Genomic DNA, 18,197 nt, shown 5'->3' with positions numbered 1-18,197 from the left:
CGCCAGGTCGGCAGCAGCTCGTCGAGCAGCGCCTCGGTGCGCGGCGGCAGCCCGCGGGCCCCGCTGCGGCCGACGAGGTCGGTGGCGAGCACGGCCAGCCGGTCCGGGTCGCCGGTCTCGGTGCCGACGAGGCAGCCGATGCCCAGCCGGCTGGCGTCCGCGGCGAGTTCGGCGAGCCTGACGGCGTCCTCGGCGGACGGCTCGGCGGCGAGCAGCACGAGGTGCGGGGCCCAACGCGTGTGCTGGGCAGGGCCGGTGCGCCCCGTGAGCACGGAGTCCTGCCCGGCGGCACCCGGCGCCCCGCGCCGCTGCCGGGTCTCGGCCTCCATGGTCTCGACGAGGGCGGAGGCGGCGCCGGCGGCCTGCTCCTTCTGCTGCGCGAAGAGCCCGGAGATCTGCTGGGCCGCGGCGACGGCCGGCCTCTGGTGGACGTCATAGCCCTGCCCGAGCTGCGACAGCCCGGGCGTGGAGCTGGCCGCCGTGGCGCCGACGAGCAGCAGCGCGGCGACGAGCTGCCGGGCGAGCAACTGGCTGGGCCCGGCGCCCGGGACCCAACCCGGCACGCCGACACCCGACAGCGCGGCCTTCATCTCGACCAGCACGCACGCCGTGAACTGCGCCCAGGCCAGCCACACCACGACGGTGAGGATGTTCAGGAACGCCTGGACGGTGATCGCCTGCCGCAGCCGGTCGAGGCTGGGCACCTCGTTCGGCAGCGGCCAGCCGATCTGCGTGGCCAGCGCGAAGGGCACACCCACGAGCAGCACGAACAGGGCGACGAACGCCAGGAACGCCTTGACGACGTCCCCGAACGACCGCTGCCGCACCCGGACCGGCTGCGGCGTCCTGTTCCTCGGGGCCGTGGTTCCCGTCGAGCTTGAGGTGGGGCGTCGCGGCATGGCGGGTGTCCTGGGGTCCTGTGTGAGGAGTGAGAGATGTGCTGAGCCTACAGAGATCTTATGGACTCTCCTGGGGGCGTCGAAGGGCGAAGGGAAACAGCCCCTGTTGACGTCCAGTTGACGTCCAATTTGCCACCTTCGCGTTCGCTACGACGGCTTCGACCCGAAGGTCACGCTCGCCGGGAACGGCAGGGGCGCGTCACTCGGCTACTGCACGGACGAGACCGACGCGAAGACCATGAACCGCCAGTAAGGCTCCCGCAGCCCACACGGATCGGTGCGGGTACGTTCCGGAATCAAACCGAGAATAATCCGTCGGCCGGAATAGCGGCATACGGGCCGTACGGGTATACGGGCATACGCAAAGGCCCCGGATCCCAGATCCGGGGCCTTTCGCGTGCGTGTCGTCAGGAAGCGACGGCGGCGTTGAGGTGCAGGTCGGCCGCGACGCCCTGGGGCGAGACGGCGAGGCCCAGGCCGCCGCCGACGCCCGCGGTCAGGCCGGCGGCCGTGGTCTCGACGTAGAGACCGGCCGCGGCGCCGGCACCCGCGGCGACGCCGCCCGCCTGGCCACCGGCGATGCCGTCCAGCTCGGCGTCGGACATCTGGACGGTCTCGATCTGCGGGGTGAAGGCCATGGGAGGCGGTTCCCTTCGTTTCAAATAATTCGAAGTGCTCGAGCGCGACCGATCAAAGCACGTGGGGAGAAGGGACGGCCAGTCAGTGGTTTGCCGCGTGCGATGGATTTCGTGGGGCGTATTCATGAGTGTGCCCATTCCGTCACCGGGCAGCGCACCCTCTCCACATATCCCGCCACTTCGCGGTACAGAAATGTACGGCGCACGGTGGGAGATGAGCCGTGCTCTACTCCTGCCCGCCTTTCCTCCGACCTCTCGGTGAACGGTGTGCAGATCCGTCGAAGGTTCCGGATCACGGCCGGCGGGCGTCAACCGACCTCGTTCCGCGCCACCGCCTGGCCGTGGACGACCACGTCACCGCCGTAGAACATCCCGGTGAAGACCGGGGAGTACGTGAGCTGCACCTCGACCTCGACCTGCTCGGCGTCGGCCGCGACGCAGTGGGTCGCCGCGATGTCCGGACCCGTCATGTCCATCTCGCGGGCGATGGCCTTCACACGGGCGTCGCAGTTCTGAAAGCGTGTGGTTCTCGCAGCACCTCGTCCGTCACCGCTGCGCGATCTGGAGGGTGAGGACGGTGTCCTGAAGGTCTTCACCGGCGGCCCGGCCAAGCCGGAGGACCCGGTCGTCCTGGTGGACGACGCCGAGGTCTTGGAGGACTGCGATGCCGAGGACGTCATGAAGCGCATCATCGAGCGCGGCGCCGAGGAGGGTCTGGCCCTCGTCATCGCCGGTGACGAGGACGAGATCTGTGACGGCTTCTCCGGCTGGCAGGTCGACGCGAAGAAGGCCCGCCGCGGTGTGCTGCTCTCCCCGCAGGAGACGTCGTCGGGCGAGCGCCGGGCAAGGGCATGCTGCACCTGGGCAGCGGGGACCCTCTCACGGTCACGACGCCGGCCTGACCTGCGCCGGCACGCCGGCCATCGGCACACGGGCCACGGACGACGGGCCACGGGCCACGGGCGACGGGCCACGGGATCGGCCGGATCCCGTGGTCCGTCGCCGTCCAGGCTCACACCGCCGGCAGCGCGTAGATCTCGGCCCCGTGGGTCGTGAGCAGCCGGTTGCCGGCCAGGGCGGCCTGCCACGGCTCGCCCGTCTCCTTGTTGTCGTCGTACACCCAGCGGGACTTGCCCGTCCTGGCGTTCAGGGCGAAGACGCCGCCGCCGTCCAGCGGCCCCGAGGCCCCGTACAGGGTCGTCCCTGCCTTCAGGAACGTCTGCGGAGGCTCGTCGGCGCCTGGGTCCTCGCACAGCCAGAGGCGTTTGCGGGTCTTGACGCTCACGGCCCAGACGCCGCCGTCGAAGTCGGCGGCGTAGAGCACACCGTCGATGACGGCCGGGTTGTGGAAACCGCGCCGGCCGTTCGGCGACAGGGCCCACTGCCTCTTCCCCGTCTCCACGTCGACGGCGGTGAGTTGCTCGCCGGGCAGGAAGACCAGTCCGTTCGCGACGGTGGGCCGCCAGCTCCACTCGTCACCGATCTTCTGGGTCCACAACTGGTCCCCGGTGGCGGTGTCGCGCACGGTGACGTTCTGGTTGGAGTCGGTGTAGACGAGGTACTTGCCCGAGACCGTGCCCTGGACGTCGTAGTCCCTGGTGCCCCAGTCGCGCCGCTGGACCCACACCTTTTTGCCGGTGGTGTGGCTGATGGCGGCAACGGCCGTGCGGTACTTGGTGGCGCTGCGGGACTCGCCGTAGTCCTTCGCCGTGACGTACACGTTGCTGTCGTCGATGGCGATCGTGCCCTCGACGGTCAGTGTCCTGCCGAGCCGACTGCGCCATGCCTCCGCACCGGTCCGTACGTCGTAGGCGACGAGGACGCCGTCGTAGTCGCCGTCGGCCAGGTACACCTTGCCGCCGTGGAACAGGAGCGGGGCGCCGGGGCGGCAGATGCCCGGCTTGGACCAGCGGGCGTCGCCGGTCTTCACGTCGTACGCCACCAGTGGGTCGCCGCTGACCAGCAGCAGGCCGCCGTGCGTCAGGAGCGGCACGTCGGTGGCGGTGCTGTCCGGGGTCGCGCTCTCATGCCACAGGGGCTGCGGCGCCACCCCGGCCGGAGGCGTCGTGAAGTTCTCGCCGACGGGCTCGGCCACGCCTCCCTTGCCGCCTGCCGTGTCGGGCACGTCCCCGTCCCGGCCGAGCAGCCATGCCGTACCGCCGCCGATCGCCGCGACGGCCGCCGCGCCGCCGAGGGCGAGCGAGAGTGCGCGTCGGCGGGAGGGGCCGGAGCCGGTGGGGGCGGCGGGGCCCACCTGCGCGGCGCCTGGCGGGGGCGCGCTGTAGGCAGGGGTCGGGGTGCCGTAACCAAGGGGGGTGTTGCCGCCGGGGGGCGTGCCGTAGGCGGGGGCGGGCGTGCCGCCGTAACCGGGGGCGGGCGTAGTGCCGTAGCCGGGTGTCTTCGGGTAGCCGTATCCCGGTGCCGGTGTGGTGGTGGGCGTCGGCCCGCTGTCCAGCGTCGTCGGCGCGGGACCGAAGGATCCTCCGGCGGGTGCCGGTTCCTGAGGGGCCTCCAGGTCCAGGATTCCCGCCGCGTGGGTGGCGATCGTCGACGCCACCGCTGACGGCAGCCAGTCCTTGAGCAGGCCCTCGACGCCCTGCGGGGCCAGCGCTGTGACGATCTCCGAGGGCGTCGGCCGCCCGGCGGGATCCTTGAGCAGACAAGCGCGGATGAGTCCCAGCACGGACTGCGGTACACCGGTCAGGTCCGCCTCGCCGTGCACCACTTGGTAGAGCATCGACGCGTGCGAGGCGGTGCCGTCACCGAAGGCCGCGTGTCCGGTCGCCGCGAAGGTGAGGACGGCCCCGAGCGAGAAGACGTCGCCCGCTGTGCCGACGTCCTGCCCCAGTGCCTGTTCCGGCGGCATGTAGCCGGGCGAGCCGACCACGACACCCGTCTGCGTCATCCGGTTCCCGTCCACGGCCCGCGCTATGCCGAAGTCGATGACGCGCGGCCCGTCTGCGGCGAGCAGGACGTTGGAGGGCTTGAGGTCTCGGTGAATGAGGCCGGCCGCGTGGATCTCCTGGAGGGCGGCGGCAAGGCCCGCGGCCAGCGCGCGTACCGTGTGCTCCGGCAGCGCGCCGTGCGCGGCGACCACGTCCGTGAGGTCCGGGCCGAGCACGTACGACGTCGCCAGCCACGGCAGCGGCGCGTCCGGGTCGGCGTCCACGACCGGCGCGGTGTAGCGGCCGGACACCGCCTTGGCTATCTCGATCTCGTGCCGGAACCGGGCGCGGAAGTCGGTGTCCGCGGCAAGGTCCTGCCGTACGACCTTCACGGCCACGGTCCGGCCACCGGGCGACCGGGCGAGGTAGACGCGGCCCATTCCACCGGCGCCGAGTCTTCGCAGAAGGCGGTAACTGCCCAACTCCCGCGGATCATCCGGTTGCAGTGTTTCCATGACGGGCCTTCCCCGTTGCGAACCGTTCCTGGAGCACCCGGTTCATGTGATGGTCTTCGCTATCGCAGACACAGTAGTGACCATGGGGAACGGGCCGGGCAGGTGGGAGTGCCGGCCGGGGACACCTACTCGACCTTCGACATCCGAGCCTGCGGACGGCCCGACTCCGCGCTCTCCGACCGGTATTGGAGGTCGTCGCCGACCCGCGTGAGGTGGACGGTCGTGGGGGCCGGGTTGCAGCCCCCGTGGTTGGTCTTCGCTCCGACGGACGTCGCGACGAGCTCCTTCTTCGTGACCTGCTTCAGGGTCAGTACGTCGACGCAGACGCCGCCGATCTGGTCGGTCTGGCGGAGCCGGCCCAACTCCTGGCCGACCGTGGCTCGTTCGACCGTGATCCGGAACGTGCCGAGGGGCAGCCTGCCGTCGAGGGCGGTGCCCTGGCCCTCCCAGGTGCCGAGGTAGGCGGCGGGCACCGTACCCGAGGGGGCGGAACTCGCGGTCGCCGCCGGTGGTGAGTCGTTGCCCGCTCCGGAGCCGCCCGAGTCGTCGTCCTGGGAGATCCGGCCCGGCAGCAGGTCGAAGACGAACACCGACCCGATCGTCACGGCCGCCATCGCCCCCGCGACCGCCAGCGCCACGGAGCAGCTCAGCTTCCGCACCCGCCCGCCGCCCTCCGGCACGGACGTGGCCGACACGGAGACGGAGACCTTGCCGGGGCGCCGCCCACCGGCGGGGACAGCCGTGTCGACCGTGTCGACCGCGTCCTGCCGGTGCCCGTCACGGGGTTCGGGTACGGCGGAGGGAGGCGCCGGGGTGGATACGGACGGCGGCGGGGGTGGCGTGGCCCGTCCCCCTTCCGCCGGTGCCGGCATCGCCGGTGGTGGGCCGAACACCCCGGCGTGACCGTCCCCGGCGTCACCGCCCCCCACACCACCGCCCCCGGCCGTCTCCGGCGCCCCCACCGAGGGGCTGCTGAAGGCGATCGGCAACGAGGGGTCGCTGAAGGCGATCGGTCCCGAGGGGGCTTCGGGCGCCCCCGGCCCCGTCGCCTCCAGGTTCAGCAGGTGCACGGCGCTCCGGCTCACCTGCTCCACCAGTGCCCCGGGGAGCCACCCGCCCGCCACCAGCCGGGCCGCGCCGTCGGGGGCCAGTCGGCGGGCCACCTCCGTGGGGGTGGGCCGGGCGGCCGGGGCCTTGGTGAGGCACGCTGCCGTGAGGTCCCGCAGCTCCCCGTCCAGCGCGCCGAGTTCCGGTTCCTCGTGGACGACCTTGTAGTGCAGGGCGGCCGAGGAGTCGCCGGGGAAGGGCGGGGCGCCGGTCGCCGCGTACGTCAGGACCGCGCCCAGCGAGAAGACGTCCGCCGCGCCCGTGACGCCGTGGCCCAGGATCTGCTCGGGCGACATGTAGCCGGGCGAGCCGATCGACACGCCCGTGGACGTCAGGGACGCCGTGCCGTCCGTGGCCCGCGCGATGCCGAAGTCGATCAGCAGCGGGCCGTCGAGCGTGAGCAGGACGTTCGACGGCTTCACGTCCCGGTGGACGAGGCCCAGCTCGTGCACCGCCGCCAGCGCCTCGGCGAGCCCCGCTCCCAGGGCCCGTACGGTGGGGGCCGGCAGGGGACCGACGTCGGCGACCGCCGCGGACAGCGACGGGCCCGCCGCGTACGCCGTCGCCACCCACGGCACGCGCGCCTCCGGATCGGCGTCCAGCACGGGTGCCGTCCAGGCGCCGCCCACCCGGCGCGCGGCGTCGACCTCGCGCCGGAACCGGGCCCGGAACTCGTCGTCCAGCGCGAAGTGCGGGTGCACGATCTTCACCGCGACCGTGCGGCCGCCGGCGCTGCGGCCCAGGTAGACCCGGCCCATGCCGCCGGAGCCCAGCCGGCCGAGCAGCCGGTAGGGCCCCACGGCCGTGGGTTCGTCGACGTCGAGCGGCCGCATGGGCGTCACCCCTCCCCCGTAGGCGCGCGCAGGCCTTCGCCGGCCCCCGTACGCGCGCACTGCACAGCAGAGTAGTGCCGGAGCGGCGCCCGGCTCACGGCTGGAGCAGGTCCACCTTCACGTCCGCCGGGAAGCCGGTCGTCGGGCCGACGCGGCGGGCGAACTCGGCGACGGCCGCCAGCTGCGGGCCGCCGAAGCGGAAGTCGAGGGTCGTGAAGTAGCGGGCGAGGGTCTCCTCGTCGAAGGCCTCCCAGCGGGCGGCCTGCTCGGCGACCTTGCCGACCTCTTCGAGGGAGAGGTTGCGGGAGTCGAGGAAGGCCTCGTGCACCCGGCGGGTGAGGACCGGCTCGCGCTCCAGGTAGTCGCGGCGCGCCGCCCAGACCGCGAAGACGAACGGCAGGCCCGTCCACTCCTTCCACAGCGCGCCCAGGTCGTGCACCTCCAGGCCGAAGCGCGGCCCGTCGAGCATGTTGGCGCGCAGCGCCGCGTCGCCGATGAGGACGGCGGCCTCGGCCTCCCGCATCATCAGGCTGAGGTCGGGCGGGCAGGTGTAGTAGTCCGGCTGGACGCCGTAGCGCTCGGCGAGGAGCAGCTGGGCGAGACGGACGGAGGTGCGGGAGGTCGACCCGAGGGCGACGCGGGCGCCGTCGAGCCGGTCCAGGGGGACCTGCGAGACGATCACGCACGACATGACCGGGCCGTCGCAGCCGACGGCGATGTCGGGGAAGGCGACCAGCTCGTCGGCGTGCTTGAGGAACTCGACCAGGGTGATCGGACCGATGTCGAGATCGCCCTGCACCAGCTTCTCGCTGAGCTTCTCCGGGGTGTCCTTGGTGAGCTCGAAGTCGAGGAGCGTGCCCGTTCTGGCGAGCCCCCAGTACAGGGGCAGGCAGTTCAGGAACTGGATGTGGCCGACGCGCGGCCGGGTGCGAGGATTGTCCACATCGTGAGGCTAGCCCGCACGGCGTACGGACCGGCGCGCGACCCCGGTGTCGGCGCGCGAGCGGGGGCCACGCGCCTTCACCGCCAGTCGGCGGGGGGATGTTCAAACATTCGGGTGACGTGATCTTGACCCCTATTGCATTCCGGTGTCCGCGTGCTAGGCTCGTCGCAAGTTGCAGTTTGGTTTCCCTTGCAGTACAGAGCCTGCGGAGCATGTGACCGCGGGCTCTCGTCATTCTCAGACGTATGCAGTTGTGCAGAATTCATCTTCACACTTGCTGGTTCTGGAGCAGGGCAACCCTTTTGGGCCCAAGGAGGGCTTATGGCTACCGGAACCGTTAAGTGGTTCAACGCCGAAAAGGGCTTTGGTTTCATCGCCCAGGAGGGCGGCGGCCCCGACGTCTTCGTCCACTACTCCGCGATCAATGCGACCGGATTCCGGTCCCTCGAGGAGAACCAGCAGGTGTCTTTCGACGTCACGCAGGGCCCGAAGGGCCCGCAGGCTGAGAACGTCACGCCGGTCTGATAGCAGTACCCAAGGAGCCCCGCGCCGTCAGGCGGCGGGGCTCCTGCCTTTTCCCGGCCCGCTTGCGGCCCGGCCTTCCGTGAATTCTTGGCGAATTCTCCTCCTCGACGGCCGGACTCGGGAGAATGTTCGGATGCGGAACGACGAACAGAACGGTGGCTCCCCCGGGAACAGCCACCTCGCGACCGGCCTGTCACTCGGCCTCTCACTCGGCACGGCGACCGGGCTGGTGCTCGGTATCACGGTCTTCGACAACCTGGGTCTCGGCCTGGCCCTGGGCCTGGGACTCGGCACGGCGATCGGCGCCGGAGCGGGCCTCGGCGCCGCACGGGCCCGAGAAGGCCGGGAGACCGAATCGCCGAGTGAGGGATAGGCCCCCAGGAACGCCGGGCGGAGGCCAGGGCGGTGTGGACAGCCAGGCCGGAAACGTGCGGTCGGGCGGTCGGGCGGTGAGCCCTGGTCCTAGGCTCCGCGCATGACCGATGCCGACTTCCTCATCGAGACCCGTACCTTCTACGACACCGTCGCCGAGGACTACGCCGAGCACTTCCGGGACGTCGGCGTGGGCACGGCCTTGGACCGGGGACTGCTGGCCGGTTTCGCGGAGCTCGTCGGCGTCGGGGGCGAGGTCGCCGACCTCGGGTGCGGGCCCGGCCGGGTGACGGCGTACCTGGCGGCCCGGGGGCTGTCCGTCTTCGGCCTGGACCTGTCGGAGTCGATGCTCGCGATCGCCCGCCGCGAGAACCCCGGCCTGCGGTTCGTGAAGGGCTCGATGCTGGAGCTGGACCTGCCCGACGGTTCGCTGGACGGTGTCGTGTCCTGGTACTCGACCATCCACACCCCGCTGGACCGGCTCCCGGACGTCTTCGCCGAGTTCGGCCGCGTGCTGCGCCCCGGGGGCCATCTGCTCGTCGCCTTCCAGGCCGGTGACGAGCCCCGCCGCTACGAGGAGGCCTTCGGCCACAAGGTGGCCCTGGACTTCCGCCGCCGCCGGCCGGAGCGGATCGCCGCACTGCTGGAAGCCGCCGGGTTCGCCCTGCGCTCACGGACGGTACGGGAGCCCGACGAAACCCTCGGCGAGCCGGTCGCCCAGGCCTGCCTCGTGGCCCGCAAACCGCCGACGGCTGTCGCATAGGGCCCAGGCAGGCCCCGGCGGCGGTCGCGTAGGGCCCAGGCGGCAGGCCCCGGCGGCCGCCACATAAGGTTCAGGCGGGCCCCGGCAGCCGGCGCGGACGGCCCTCGGCGCAGCCACCCGGGAAAGCGACCAGAGCCCCTACAGCACCCCCGCGACATCCCTCGCCGCGATGTACCCGAACGTCATCGCCGGGCCGATCGTCGAGCCCGCCCCGGCGTAGCTGTGGCCCATGACCGCCGCGCTCGCGTTGCCCGCGGCGTACAGGCCCGGGATCGCCGAGCCGTCCTCGCGCAGCACGCGGGCGCGGGCGTCCGTGCGGAGGCCGCCCTTGGTGCCGAGGTCGCCGGGGACGATGCGGAAGGCGTGGTAGGGCGGGAGCCGGAGGGGGGCCAGGCAGGAGTTCGGGAGGACCGACGGGTCCGTGTAGTAGTGGTCGTAGGCGCTGTCGCCGCGGTGGTGGTCGGGGTCCGCGCCGCGCAGGGCGTGGGTGTTGAAGCGGTCGACCGTGGTGCGCAGGGCCGCCGGCGGGACGCCGATCGACGCGGCCAGGGCGTCCAGCGTCCAGGCCTTGTGCGCGGCGCCGGAGTCGTACCACCCGGCGGGCAGCGGCAGCGTCGGGGCGATGTCCTTGAAGAGGTACCGGTTGCGGTAGTTCTGGTCGACGATCAGCCAGGACGGGATGGCCGGGTCGGTGTCGTGGACGTCGTACATGGTGTGGACGACGTCGCCGTAGGGGGCGGCTTCGTTGACGTAGCGCCGGCCCGAGGCGTTGACCAGCAGGCCGCCGGGGAGTGTGCGTTCCGCGAGGCAGAAGTACGGCTGGCCGGGCAGCGGGATCATCGGGCCCCACCACGCGTCGTCCATCAGGTCGAGGGCGGCGCCGAGCCGCTCCCCCGCCCGGATGCCGTCGCCGGTGTTCTCCTTCGCGCCGATCGTCCAGTCCGTGCCGATGGGCGGGCGCTGGAAGCGTTCGCGCATCGCCGCGTTGTGCTCGAAGCCGCCGGAGCCGACGATCACGCCCCGGCGGGCGCGGACCAGGCCGGGGGCGCCGTCGCGGGTGACGACGGCTCCGGTGACGGTGCCGTTCTCGACGTGCAGGTCCGTCAGCGGGGTGTTCAGCCACACCGGCACCCGGGCGGAGGCGAGCCCCGCGCGCAGGCCCGCCGCGAGGGCCTGGCCCATGGTGAGGGGTTTCTGCCCGAGCAGCGCCGCCTTCGTGCCCCGGGCGAGGCACTGCGCGGCGACCGCTGCGCCCCGGGCGTTCACGGCGGCCAGGGCGAGCCACTTGTAGTCGGCGCTGAAGACGACCATGCCGGCGGGGACGTCCATGTACGGCGGGTTGAGCCGGGCCAGTTCGGCGCCGAGGACCGTGCCGTCGAGCTGGTCGGGTTCGATGGAGCGGCCGTTCGGCAGGCCGCCGGGCAGCTCGGGGTAGTAGTCGCTGTAGCCCTCCATCCAGCGGAAGCGCAGGGGGCTGTGGGCCATGACGAGGGAGAGCGCCGCCGGGCCGTGGGCGAGGAAGGCGCGCTGCCGGTCGGCGGGGACGTCCGGGCCGACGACCGCGGCGAGGTAGGCGGCGGCCTTGGCGGGGGTGTCCGGGACGCCGGCCGCGAGGATCACCGGGTTGTTCGGGATCCAGATGCCGGCGCCGGAGCGGGCGGCCGATCCGCCGAAGGCCGGCGCCTTCTCCAGGACGACGCAGCTCAGGCCCTGCCGGGCCGCGGTCAGCGCGGCGGTCATCCCGGCGGCGCCCGACCCGATGACGACGACGTCGTACGTGCCGAGCGGGCGTAAGTCGGCGGCTCGGGCGCCCTGTTGGACTCCCGCGGCGACGGCGAGCCCGGCCCCGGCGGCGCCGGCCAGCAGTCGTCTTCGGGACGGCGTTCCCGGCGGTCCGGGAGTTGCTGCGGAGTTCGTACCTGCGGTCATGGCGGCTCCAGCCCGGCTCGGGAAGGTGAGAGGGGTGGGGACTGTCGCGCGGGGGTCTTGTGAAGTCAAGGCCCGTTGAACATCAAGGGAGTTCGGCCGCGACACCGGCAGGCGTCCTGGATCGCCCGGAGGTGAACTCCGGCAGCAGGGTCGCCAGTCCGAGGACGGCCATGCCCGCTCCGAGCCAGAGGGCGGCGCGCAGCCCCCAGGCGTCGATGGCGACGGCGCCGAGGGAGGAGCCGAGGATGACGCCGAGGGTGATGAAGGAGGAGTGGACGGTGTTGACCAGGGGGCCCGCGTTGGCGGTCCGCTGGACGCGGGTGACCATCGCCGGGTTCATGGTGACGCCGGCCAGCCCGATGCCCAGCATGCAGACGACGGCGGGGACGGGCAGCTCGGCGAGGAGCGCGAAGCCCGTGAGGAACAGCGCGTTGAGCAGCAGGCCGGCGGTGAGGACGGGTACGGTCCGCCGGTCGGCGAGGCGGCCGACGACGGTGTTGCCGACGACGGTGGCGGCGCCGTAGGCGATGAGCAGGGCGGGGACGGTGCCGCTGGAGAAGCCGGTGACCTCGGTGAGGATCGGGTTGAAGTAGCTGAAGGCGGAGAAGGTCGCGCCGATGATCAGGGTGCTGGTGGACAGCGCCAGCCACAGCTTCGGGTTCCGGAAGACGCCGAGTTCCTCGCGGAGTCCGCCCTCGCTGCCGGGGCGCTCAAGGCGCGCTACGCCGACGAGGGTCACGGCCGCGGCCACCAGGGCCAGGCCCGAGATCGCCCAGAACGCGGCGCGCCAGCCGAACCGCTCGCCGACCAGGGTGGACAGGGGCAGGCCGAGCAGCGTGCCGAGCATCAGGCCGTTCATGACGACCGCGATGGCCCGGCCGCGCAGCTCGGGGCGGGCGAGCTGGACGCACAGGGAGACGGCGACGCCGAAGAAGGCCTGGGAGGCCACGCCGGTGATGATCCGGGCGGCCGTCATCACGGCGTAGCCGGGTGCGGTCGCGGCCAGGACGTTGCCCGCCAGGAAGATCGCGAAGAGGGTCATCAGGGCGGTGCGGGGGGCGAGTTTCCCCACCGCCATGGTGAGGAAGGGGCCGCCGGCCGCCATGGCCGCGGCGAAGACGGTGATCAGGTAGCCGATCTGCGGGACGGTGACGTGCAGGCCCTCCGCCATCTGGGGCATCAGCCCGGCGACCACGAACTCGCTGGTCACCATGGCGAAGATGCCGAGCGCCAGGACGTATACGGCACGGGGCACGGTGAGGCTCCTTCTCTTCCGCGGCAGTTGTGTATCGAGCAGTTCAAAAGTTATGTATCGATCAGTTCAAAACATGGGCGTGCGAAAGCCCGAGGGCTCCCTCGGGGCGGGTTCAGGACGTCAGCGCGCCCATGGCGGTCTCGGCGATCATCTCCAGCTCGGCCCGGCCGGCGCCGCCCTGGCTGGAGACGCGCAGCCCGGCGACCGTCGCGTTGAGGAACCGGGCGAGCGCCTCCGGGTCACGCGCGGCGGTGATGCTGCCGTCGCGCCGGCCCTGCTCCAGCACGGCCCGGTAGGCGGCGAGGCGCCGCGCGGTGTCGCGCTCCAGCACCGCGGCCGCCGCGGGGTCACGGCCGGCCAGCTCCACGACGGTGTTGACGCCCAGGCAGCCGAGGGCCCGCCCGGAGTCGATCCGGCACTCCGCCTCGCTCTCGACGACCTGGGCGAGCAGCGCGCGCACGCGGTCGGCGGCCGGCCGCTCCACGTCGTCCAGCACCGCCGTCTGCACCGCCGTCATGGTGTCCAGGTAGTGCGCGAGCGCCCGTTCGAACAGGTCGTGCTTGCTCTGGAAGGTGTTGTAGATGCTGCTGCGCCCCAGACCGGTGGCGTCGCACAGGTCCTGGGTGGAGGTGGCCTCGTAACCCCTCTCCCAGAACACGCGCATCGCCGCGTCCAGGGCCCGCTCCTCGTCGAACTTCCTCGGCCGGGCCATGGCGGCACGCTAGCACGTTTTGAACTGATGGTTCCAATACCCTGGGGGCCGCCCCATGACCGCCCTATGACCGCCCAGCGGTCGCCCTACTTCAGCCCGATCGCAGCGCAGTCCGCCTTGTACTTCGGCGTGCAGATGTCCTTCACGGTGTACACGCCGTCCGTGATCACCGTCTCCTTGATGTTGTCCTTGGTGAGGGCGACCACCGGCACCAGCATCGCCGGGATGTTCTTCTGCGTCGGGCTGTCCACCGTCTCCCGGGTCAGCGCGGCGAACTCGATCGAGCGGCCCTGGACCTTCGCCACGGCGATCTTCGCGGCGTTCGTCGCCTCCAGCAGGAAGGACTTGTACACCGTCATGTACTGCTCCCCGGACACGATCCGCTGCACGGCGTCCAGGTTGGCGTCCTGCCCGGTCACGGGCGGCAGCTTGGTGGCGCCCGCCTCCTTCATCGCCTCGATGACGGCGCCCGCCATGCCGTCGTTGGCGGAGTAGACGGCGGCGATGTTGTTCAGCCCGATGGCCTTGATCGCCTTCTCCATGTTCGCCTTGGCGATCGCCGGCTTCCACTCCTTGGTGTCGTACTGCCGGACGATGTCGACCTGGCCCTGGAGTTCGCCGAGCGCGCCCTGCTTGAACCGTGCCGTGTTCGGGTCGGCGGGGTCGCCGTTCATCATGACGATCTTGCTCTTCTCGGCGTTCTCGCCGAGTTCGCCCAGGATGGCGCGGCCCTGCACCTGGCCGACGAGTTCGTTGTCGTGGGAGACGTAGGCGTCGATCGGGCCCTCGGCGAGCCGGTCGTAGGCGACGACCGGGATGCCGGCGTCCTTGGCCTTCTGCACGTCCGGGGCGATGGCCTTGGCGTTCAGCGCGTCGACGAGGATGACGTCCACCTTGTCGTCGATCATCTGCCGGAACTGCTCGCTCTGCCGGGCGACGCTCGCCTCGGCGTTGGCGTAGCGGACCTTGCCCTTGTTCTCGGTGAGGGAGGCGACCTCCTGCTTGATGAGCGGGTAGTCGAACTTCTCGAAGCGGGCCGTGTCCCGGTCGGGCAGCAGGAGGCCCACCGTGATGTCGTTGCCCTTCTTCACGACGGCGTCGTCACTCCCCTCGCCTCCGCACGCGGCGAGGGACAGGACCGACACGGAGACCGCCAGGGCTATCGCGACGGGGCGCACAGCGGTCCGGCGGGTGTTACGCGCTTTCACTGGTGGTGCCTTCCGATGGGGGGGCATCGCTACGAGGTGGCTGAAAGCCAACGGGCATACGCCTTGCGCCGTCAAGAAGCACGTGTGAAGGGATCGCAAAGGTGCGTCACCGCGTGTACAGGGCTTCCACCTCCGCCGCGAACGCGCGCAGGACCGCTTCGCGGCGGAGTTTCATCGACGGGGTCAGGTGGCCCGCTTCCTCGGTGAAGTCCTGGGGGAGGACGGCGAAGCGGCGGATGGACTCCGGGCGCGAGACCAGCTTGTTGGCCTCGTCGACGGCGCGCTGGAGGACGGCGCGGAGTTCCTCGTCGTCGACGAGGAGTGCGGGCGGCACGGGGTGTTTGCCGTTCATGCGGCGCCAGTGGGTGATACCGGCCTCGTCGAGGGTGATCAGGGCGGAGACGTAGGGGCGGCCGTCGCCGAGGACGAGGCACTGGGAGATCAGCGGGTGGGAGCGCAGCCAGTTCTCCAGGGGCGCCGGGGCGACGGACTTGCCGCCCGCGGTGATGAGGAGTTCCTTCTTGCGGCCGGTGATCGTGAGGTAGCCCTCGTCGTCCAGTTCGCCGAGGTCGCCGGTGGCGAGCCAGCCGTCGGGGGCGGCGGGGACGACACCGCCGGCCTGGGGGTCCCAGTAGCCGCGCAGGACGTGGTCGCCGGCGACGAGGATCTCGCCGTCGGCGGCGATGCGGACGCGGGTGCCGGGCAGCGGCCAGCCGACCGTGCCCAGGCGGGGTTTCAGGGGCGGGGTGACGGTCGACGCGCCGGTGGTCTCGGTCAGTCCGTAGCCCTCGAAGATCTCGATGCCGGCACCGGCGTAGAACGCGGCGAGGCGGCGGCCGAGCGGTGAGCCGCCGCAGATGGCGTAGCGGACCCTGCCGCCCATGGCGTTGCGGATGCGGCGGTAGACCAGCGGGTCGTAGAAGGCGCGGGCGGCCTTCAGGGCACGGGTGGGGCCGGGGCCGGTGCCCGTCTGGCGGGCCTCCATGGCCTCCCCGTAGCGCTGGGCCACCGCCACCGCGCGGTCGAACGACGTCAGCCGGCCGCCCGCCTCGGCCTTGGCGCGGGCCGTGTTGAAGACCTTCTCCAGCATGTACGGGATGGCCAGCAGGCAGGTCGGCCGGAAGCTCGCCAGGTCCGGCAGCAGGTCCTCCGCCTTGATGCTCGGCGCGTGCCCGAGCCGTACCCGGGCCCGGATGCAGGCGATGGCCACCATGCGGCCGAAGACGTGGGACATGGGCAGGAACAGCAGGACGGAGGCCTCTTCGCTGGTCCTGGCCCGGAAGACGGGGTAGAGCAGCTCGATGGCGTTGTCGACCTCGGCGAAGAAGTTGCCGTGGGTGAGCGCGCAGCCCTTGGGGCGGCCCGTGGTGCCGGAGGTGTAGATGAGGGTGGCGAGGGTGTCGGGGCCGAGCATGCCGCGCCGCACCTCCACCTCCTGGTCGGGCAGGTGCGCGCCGGCCTCCGCGAGCCGGTCCACGTGTCCCTTCTCCACGACCCACACGTGCTTGAGGTCGGGCAGGCGCTCCCGCTCGGGGCCGAGGGCGGCGGCCTGCCCGGCGGTCTCGGTGACGAGGGCGACCGCGCCGGAGTCCTGGAGGATCCAGCGGGCCTGGAAGACGGAGGAGGTGGGGTAGACGGGGACGGTGACCAGACCGGCCGCCCAGGCCGCGAAGTCCAGGACGGTCCACTCGTAGATCGTGCGGGCCATCACGGCGACCCGGTCGCCCGGCAGCAGCCCCTCGGCGATCAGCCCCTTCGCCACGGCCAGCACCTGGTCGGCGAACTGCGTCGCGGTGACGTCGCTCCAGCGGCCGTCGGCGTCCTTGCGGCTGAGCACCACGGCACCCGGGTGCGCGCTCGCGTTGTCGAACGGCAGGTCGGCGAGCGACCCGTGCGTCCACGGCGGCGCCAGCGGCGGCACGGACGCCTCCCGCACCGCGCCGTCGAGCCGCCGCACCTCGGGGGCGACCAGGGCCGGTCCGCCGTACACGTCGCCGTAGGCGGAGGAGGGATAGGCAGTGGACACGGGCGGCTCCTGGGGCGTGCAGCGGTGAAACTGCTTGCTGCATGACGTACGTGCCTCGCACGCCGAGGCGCTCAACCGGCGGAACCCCAAAAAAAGTGGTTACTGACGGTAGGAACGGGATCGTACGGCCCTTGCGTGGCGGGTCTGTGCGGGTTCGGGGGTGGTCCGGAGCCAGGCCTGTGCATTCTCGGGGGTTACGTGAGGGTCTCTCAGGTTCGGTTTGCCGTGCGGTCAGGCGCGCTCCAGGATCGCCGTCACGCCCTGCCCGCCCGCCGCGCACACGGAGATCAACCCCCGGGCGGGCGCGTCCCGTTCGGCGAGCAGCTTGGCCAGGGTGGCGACGATCCGGGCGCCGGTGGCGGCGAAGGGGTGGCCGGTGGCGAGGGAGGAGCCGGCGACGTTCAGCCGGGCGCGGTCCACCTGGCCGAGGCCGCGCTTCTCCCAGGCGGCGAGCGTGGCCAGCACCTGGGAGGCGAACGCCTCGTGGATCTCGACGAGGTCGAAGTCGTCCAGGCCGAGTCCGGCCCGCTCCAGCATGCGCGGGACCGCGTACGCCGGTGCCATGAGCAGCCCGTCCTCGCCGCCGGCGACATCGCCGCCCACGAAGTCGACGGCAGCCGTCTCGTACGCCGTCAGGTACGCCAGCGGTTCCAGGCCGCGCTCCCGGGCCCACTCCTCGCTCGCCAGCAGGACGGTCGCGGCACCGTCCGTCAGGGGTGTCGAGTTCCCGGCCGTCATGGTCGGGTCGGGGTGGCCGAGCCCGAACACCGGCTTCAGGGGGGCCAGTTTCTCCGGGGTCGAGCCGGGCCGCAGGTTCTGGTCGCGGGCCAGGCCGCGGAAGGGGATCACGAGGTCCTGGAAGAAGCCGCGTTCGTACACCGCCGCCAGCCGCTGGTGGCTGGTCGCGGCGAGTTCGTCCTGGGCCGCGCGGCCGATGCCCCAGGCGCGGGCGGTGACGGCGGCGTGTTCGCCCATGGACAGGCCGGTGCGCGGCTCGGCGTTGCGCGGGATGTCGGGGACGAGGTGGCCCGGGCGCACCTTCGCCAGGGCCTTCATCCGGCCGCCCAGCGTCTTCGCCCGGCGGGCTTCCAGCAGGATGCGGCGCAGGGAGTCGTTGACGCCGAGGGGCGCGTCGCTCGCGGTGTCGGCGCCGCCCGCGATCGCCGAGTCGGTCTGGCCGAGGGCGATCTTGTTGGCGGCGGCGATGACGGCCTGGAGGCCGGTGCCGCAGGCCTGCTGGATGTCGTAGGCGGGGGTGCGGGGGTGGAGTTTGGAGCCGAGGACGGTCTCGCGGGCGAGGTTGAAGTCGCGGCTGTGCTTGAGGACCGCGCCGGCGACGAACTCCCCGACCGCGCCCGGCTCCGTCAGGTCGTACCGCTCGACGAGGCCGTCCAGGGCGGCGGTGAGCATCTGCTGGTTGGAGGCGGTGGCGTACGGGCCGTCGGAGCGGGCGAAGGGGATGCGTGCTCCGCCGATGACCGCCACGCGCCGCACCGACATCTTCTGGGGGCTCATCTCGACCTGCTCCTCGCCTGTGACGTAGCCTTACCTCCGGTAACCTTACTCCAGAGTAAGCATGTGTGAGCA

General features: G+C 72.1%; 13 protein-coding genes and 3 pseudogenes. 4 read left to right on the top strand and 12 right to left on the bottom strand.

The genetic code is table 11. The features are described from left to right. Positions 1 to 332: 332 nt before the first annotated feature. From ABZ386_RS26770 to ABZ386_RS26760, 3 genes and pseudogenes are all read right to left on the bottom strand, one after another. Positions 333 to 899, bottom strand: a pseudogene (locus ABZ386_RS26770) (hypothetical protein); the annotation flags it as partial. Between the two features lie 407 nt (positions 900 to 1,306). Further along, positions 1,307 to 1,537: a hypothetical protein gene (locus ABZ386_RS26765; protein WP_351337847.1), complete on the bottom strand. Its 231-nt coding sequence runs from the start codon at positions 1,535 to 1,537 to the stop codon at positions 1,307 to 1,309. Between the two features lie 308 nt (positions 1,538 to 1,845). Beyond that, positions 1,846 to 2,055, bottom strand: a pseudogene (locus tag ABZ386_RS26760) (hypothetical protein); the annotation flags it as partial. Between the two features lies 1 nt (position 2,056). On the opposite strand from ABZ386_RS26760, the pseudogene ABZ386_RS26755 reads away from it, so the two are divergent. Next, positions 2,057 to 2,439, top strand: a pseudogene (locus ABZ386_RS26755) (hypothetical protein); the annotation flags it as partial. Between the two features lie 110 nt (positions 2,440 to 2,549). On the opposite strand, the gene ABZ386_RS26750 reads toward ABZ386_RS26755, so the two are convergent. The 3 genes from ABZ386_RS26750 to ABZ386_RS26740 all read right to left on the bottom strand — a co-directional run bounded on the left by ABZ386_RS26750 (position 2,550) and on the right by ABZ386_RS26740 (position 7,820). Then, a complete protein-coding gene (locus ABZ386_RS26750) occupies positions 2,550 to 4,937 on the bottom strand; it encodes a PQQ-binding-like beta-propeller repeat protein (protein WP_358966169.1) in 2,388 nt (795 codons plus the stop codon). A 125-nt stretch (positions 4,938 to 5,062) separates the two neighbouring features. After that, positions 5,063 to 6,877, bottom strand: a complete 1,815-nt coding sequence (locus ABZ386_RS26745) for a serine/threonine-protein kinase (RefSeq protein WP_358966165.1) — start codon at positions 6,875 to 6,877, stop codon at positions 5,063 to 5,065. Positions 6,878 to 6,971: 94 nt separating this feature from the next. Further along, positions 6,972 to 7,820 carry a menaquinone biosynthesis protein gene (locus tag ABZ386_RS26740; RefSeq protein WP_351337855.1) on the bottom strand — a complete coding sequence of 283 codons (849 nt, stop codon included), beginning with the start codon at positions 7,818 to 7,820 and terminating at the stop codon, positions 6,972 to 6,974. Positions 7,821 to 8,141: 321 nt separating this feature from the next. On the opposite strand from ABZ386_RS26740, the gene ABZ386_RS26735 reads away from it, so the two are divergent. The 3 genes from ABZ386_RS26735 to ABZ386_RS26725 all read left to right on the top strand — a co-directional run bounded on the left by ABZ386_RS26735 (position 8,142) and on the right by ABZ386_RS26725 (position 9,480). Further along, positions 8,142 to 8,345: a cold-shock protein gene (locus ABZ386_RS26735; RefSeq protein WP_004984723.1), complete on the top strand. Its 204-nt coding sequence runs from the start codon at positions 8,142 to 8,144 to the stop codon at positions 8,343 to 8,345. A 133-nt stretch (positions 8,346 to 8,478) separates the two neighbouring features. Then, complete coding sequence (locus ABZ386_RS26730) at positions 8,479 to 8,718, top strand: hypothetical protein (protein ID WP_351337860.1); 240 nt, start codon at positions 8,479 to 8,481, stop codon at positions 8,716 to 8,718. A gap of 102 nt (positions 8,719 to 8,820) precedes the next feature. Beyond that, a complete protein-coding gene (locus ABZ386_RS26725; protein ID WP_356669337.1) occupies positions 8,821 to 9,480 on the top strand; it encodes a methyltransferase domain-containing protein in 660 nt (219 codons plus the stop codon). Positions 9,481 to 9,618: 138 nt separating this feature from the next. Here the strand turns inward: ABZ386_RS26725 and kstD are convergent, their stop codons facing one another. The 6 genes from kstD to ABZ386_RS26695 all read right to left on the bottom strand — a co-directional run bounded on the left by kstD (position 9,619) and on the right by ABZ386_RS26695 (position 18,125). After that, a complete protein-coding gene (kstD, locus tag ABZ386_RS26720; protein WP_356614552.1) occupies positions 9,619 to 11,409 on the bottom strand; it encodes a 3-oxosteroid 1-dehydrogenase in 1,791 nt (596 codons plus the stop codon). A gap of 82 nt (positions 11,410 to 11,491) precedes the next feature. After that, the gene (locus ABZ386_RS26715; protein ID WP_358966162.1) at positions 11,492 to 12,664 is read right to left on the bottom strand and encodes an MFS transporter; all 1,173 of its coding nucleotides are present in this window, start codon (positions 12,662 to 12,664) and stop codon (positions 11,492 to 11,494) included. A 112-nt stretch (positions 12,665 to 12,776) separates the two neighbouring features. Beyond that, the gene (locus tag ABZ386_RS26710) at positions 12,777 to 13,376 is read right to left on the bottom strand and encodes a helix-turn-helix domain-containing protein (protein WP_356502653.1); all 600 of its coding nucleotides are present in this window, start codon (positions 13,374 to 13,376) and stop codon (positions 12,777 to 12,779) included. Positions 13,377 to 13,462: 86 nt separating this feature from the next. Continuing rightward, the gene (locus tag ABZ386_RS26705) at positions 13,463 to 14,584 is read right to left on the bottom strand and encodes a substrate-binding domain-containing protein (RefSeq protein WP_351337874.1); all 1,122 of its coding nucleotides are present in this window, start codon (positions 14,582 to 14,584) and stop codon (positions 13,463 to 13,465) included. 106 nt (positions 14,585 to 14,690) lie between these two features. Next, a complete protein-coding gene (locus tag ABZ386_RS26700) occupies positions 14,691 to 16,610 on the bottom strand; it encodes a long-chain fatty acid--CoA ligase (protein ID WP_351337877.1) in 1,920 nt (639 codons plus the stop codon). 231 nt (positions 16,611 to 16,841) lie between these two features. Continuing rightward, on the bottom strand, positions 16,842 to 18,125 hold the full coding sequence (locus tag ABZ386_RS26695) for an acetyl-CoA C-acetyltransferase (RefSeq protein WP_358966159.1): 1,284 nt from the start codon (positions 18,123 to 18,125) through the stop codon (positions 16,842 to 16,844). Positions 18,126 to 18,197: the final 72 nt, after the last annotated feature.

The organism is Streptomyces sp. NPDC006140, from assembly GCF_040628815.1.
In the GTDB taxonomy this organism is placed as follows: domain Bacteria; phylum Actinomycetota; class Actinomycetes; order Streptomycetales; family Streptomycetaceae; genus Streptomyces.
Note: the sequence above shows the minus strand (reverse complement) of the source record. Positions and strands in the feature narration are given on the sequence as shown.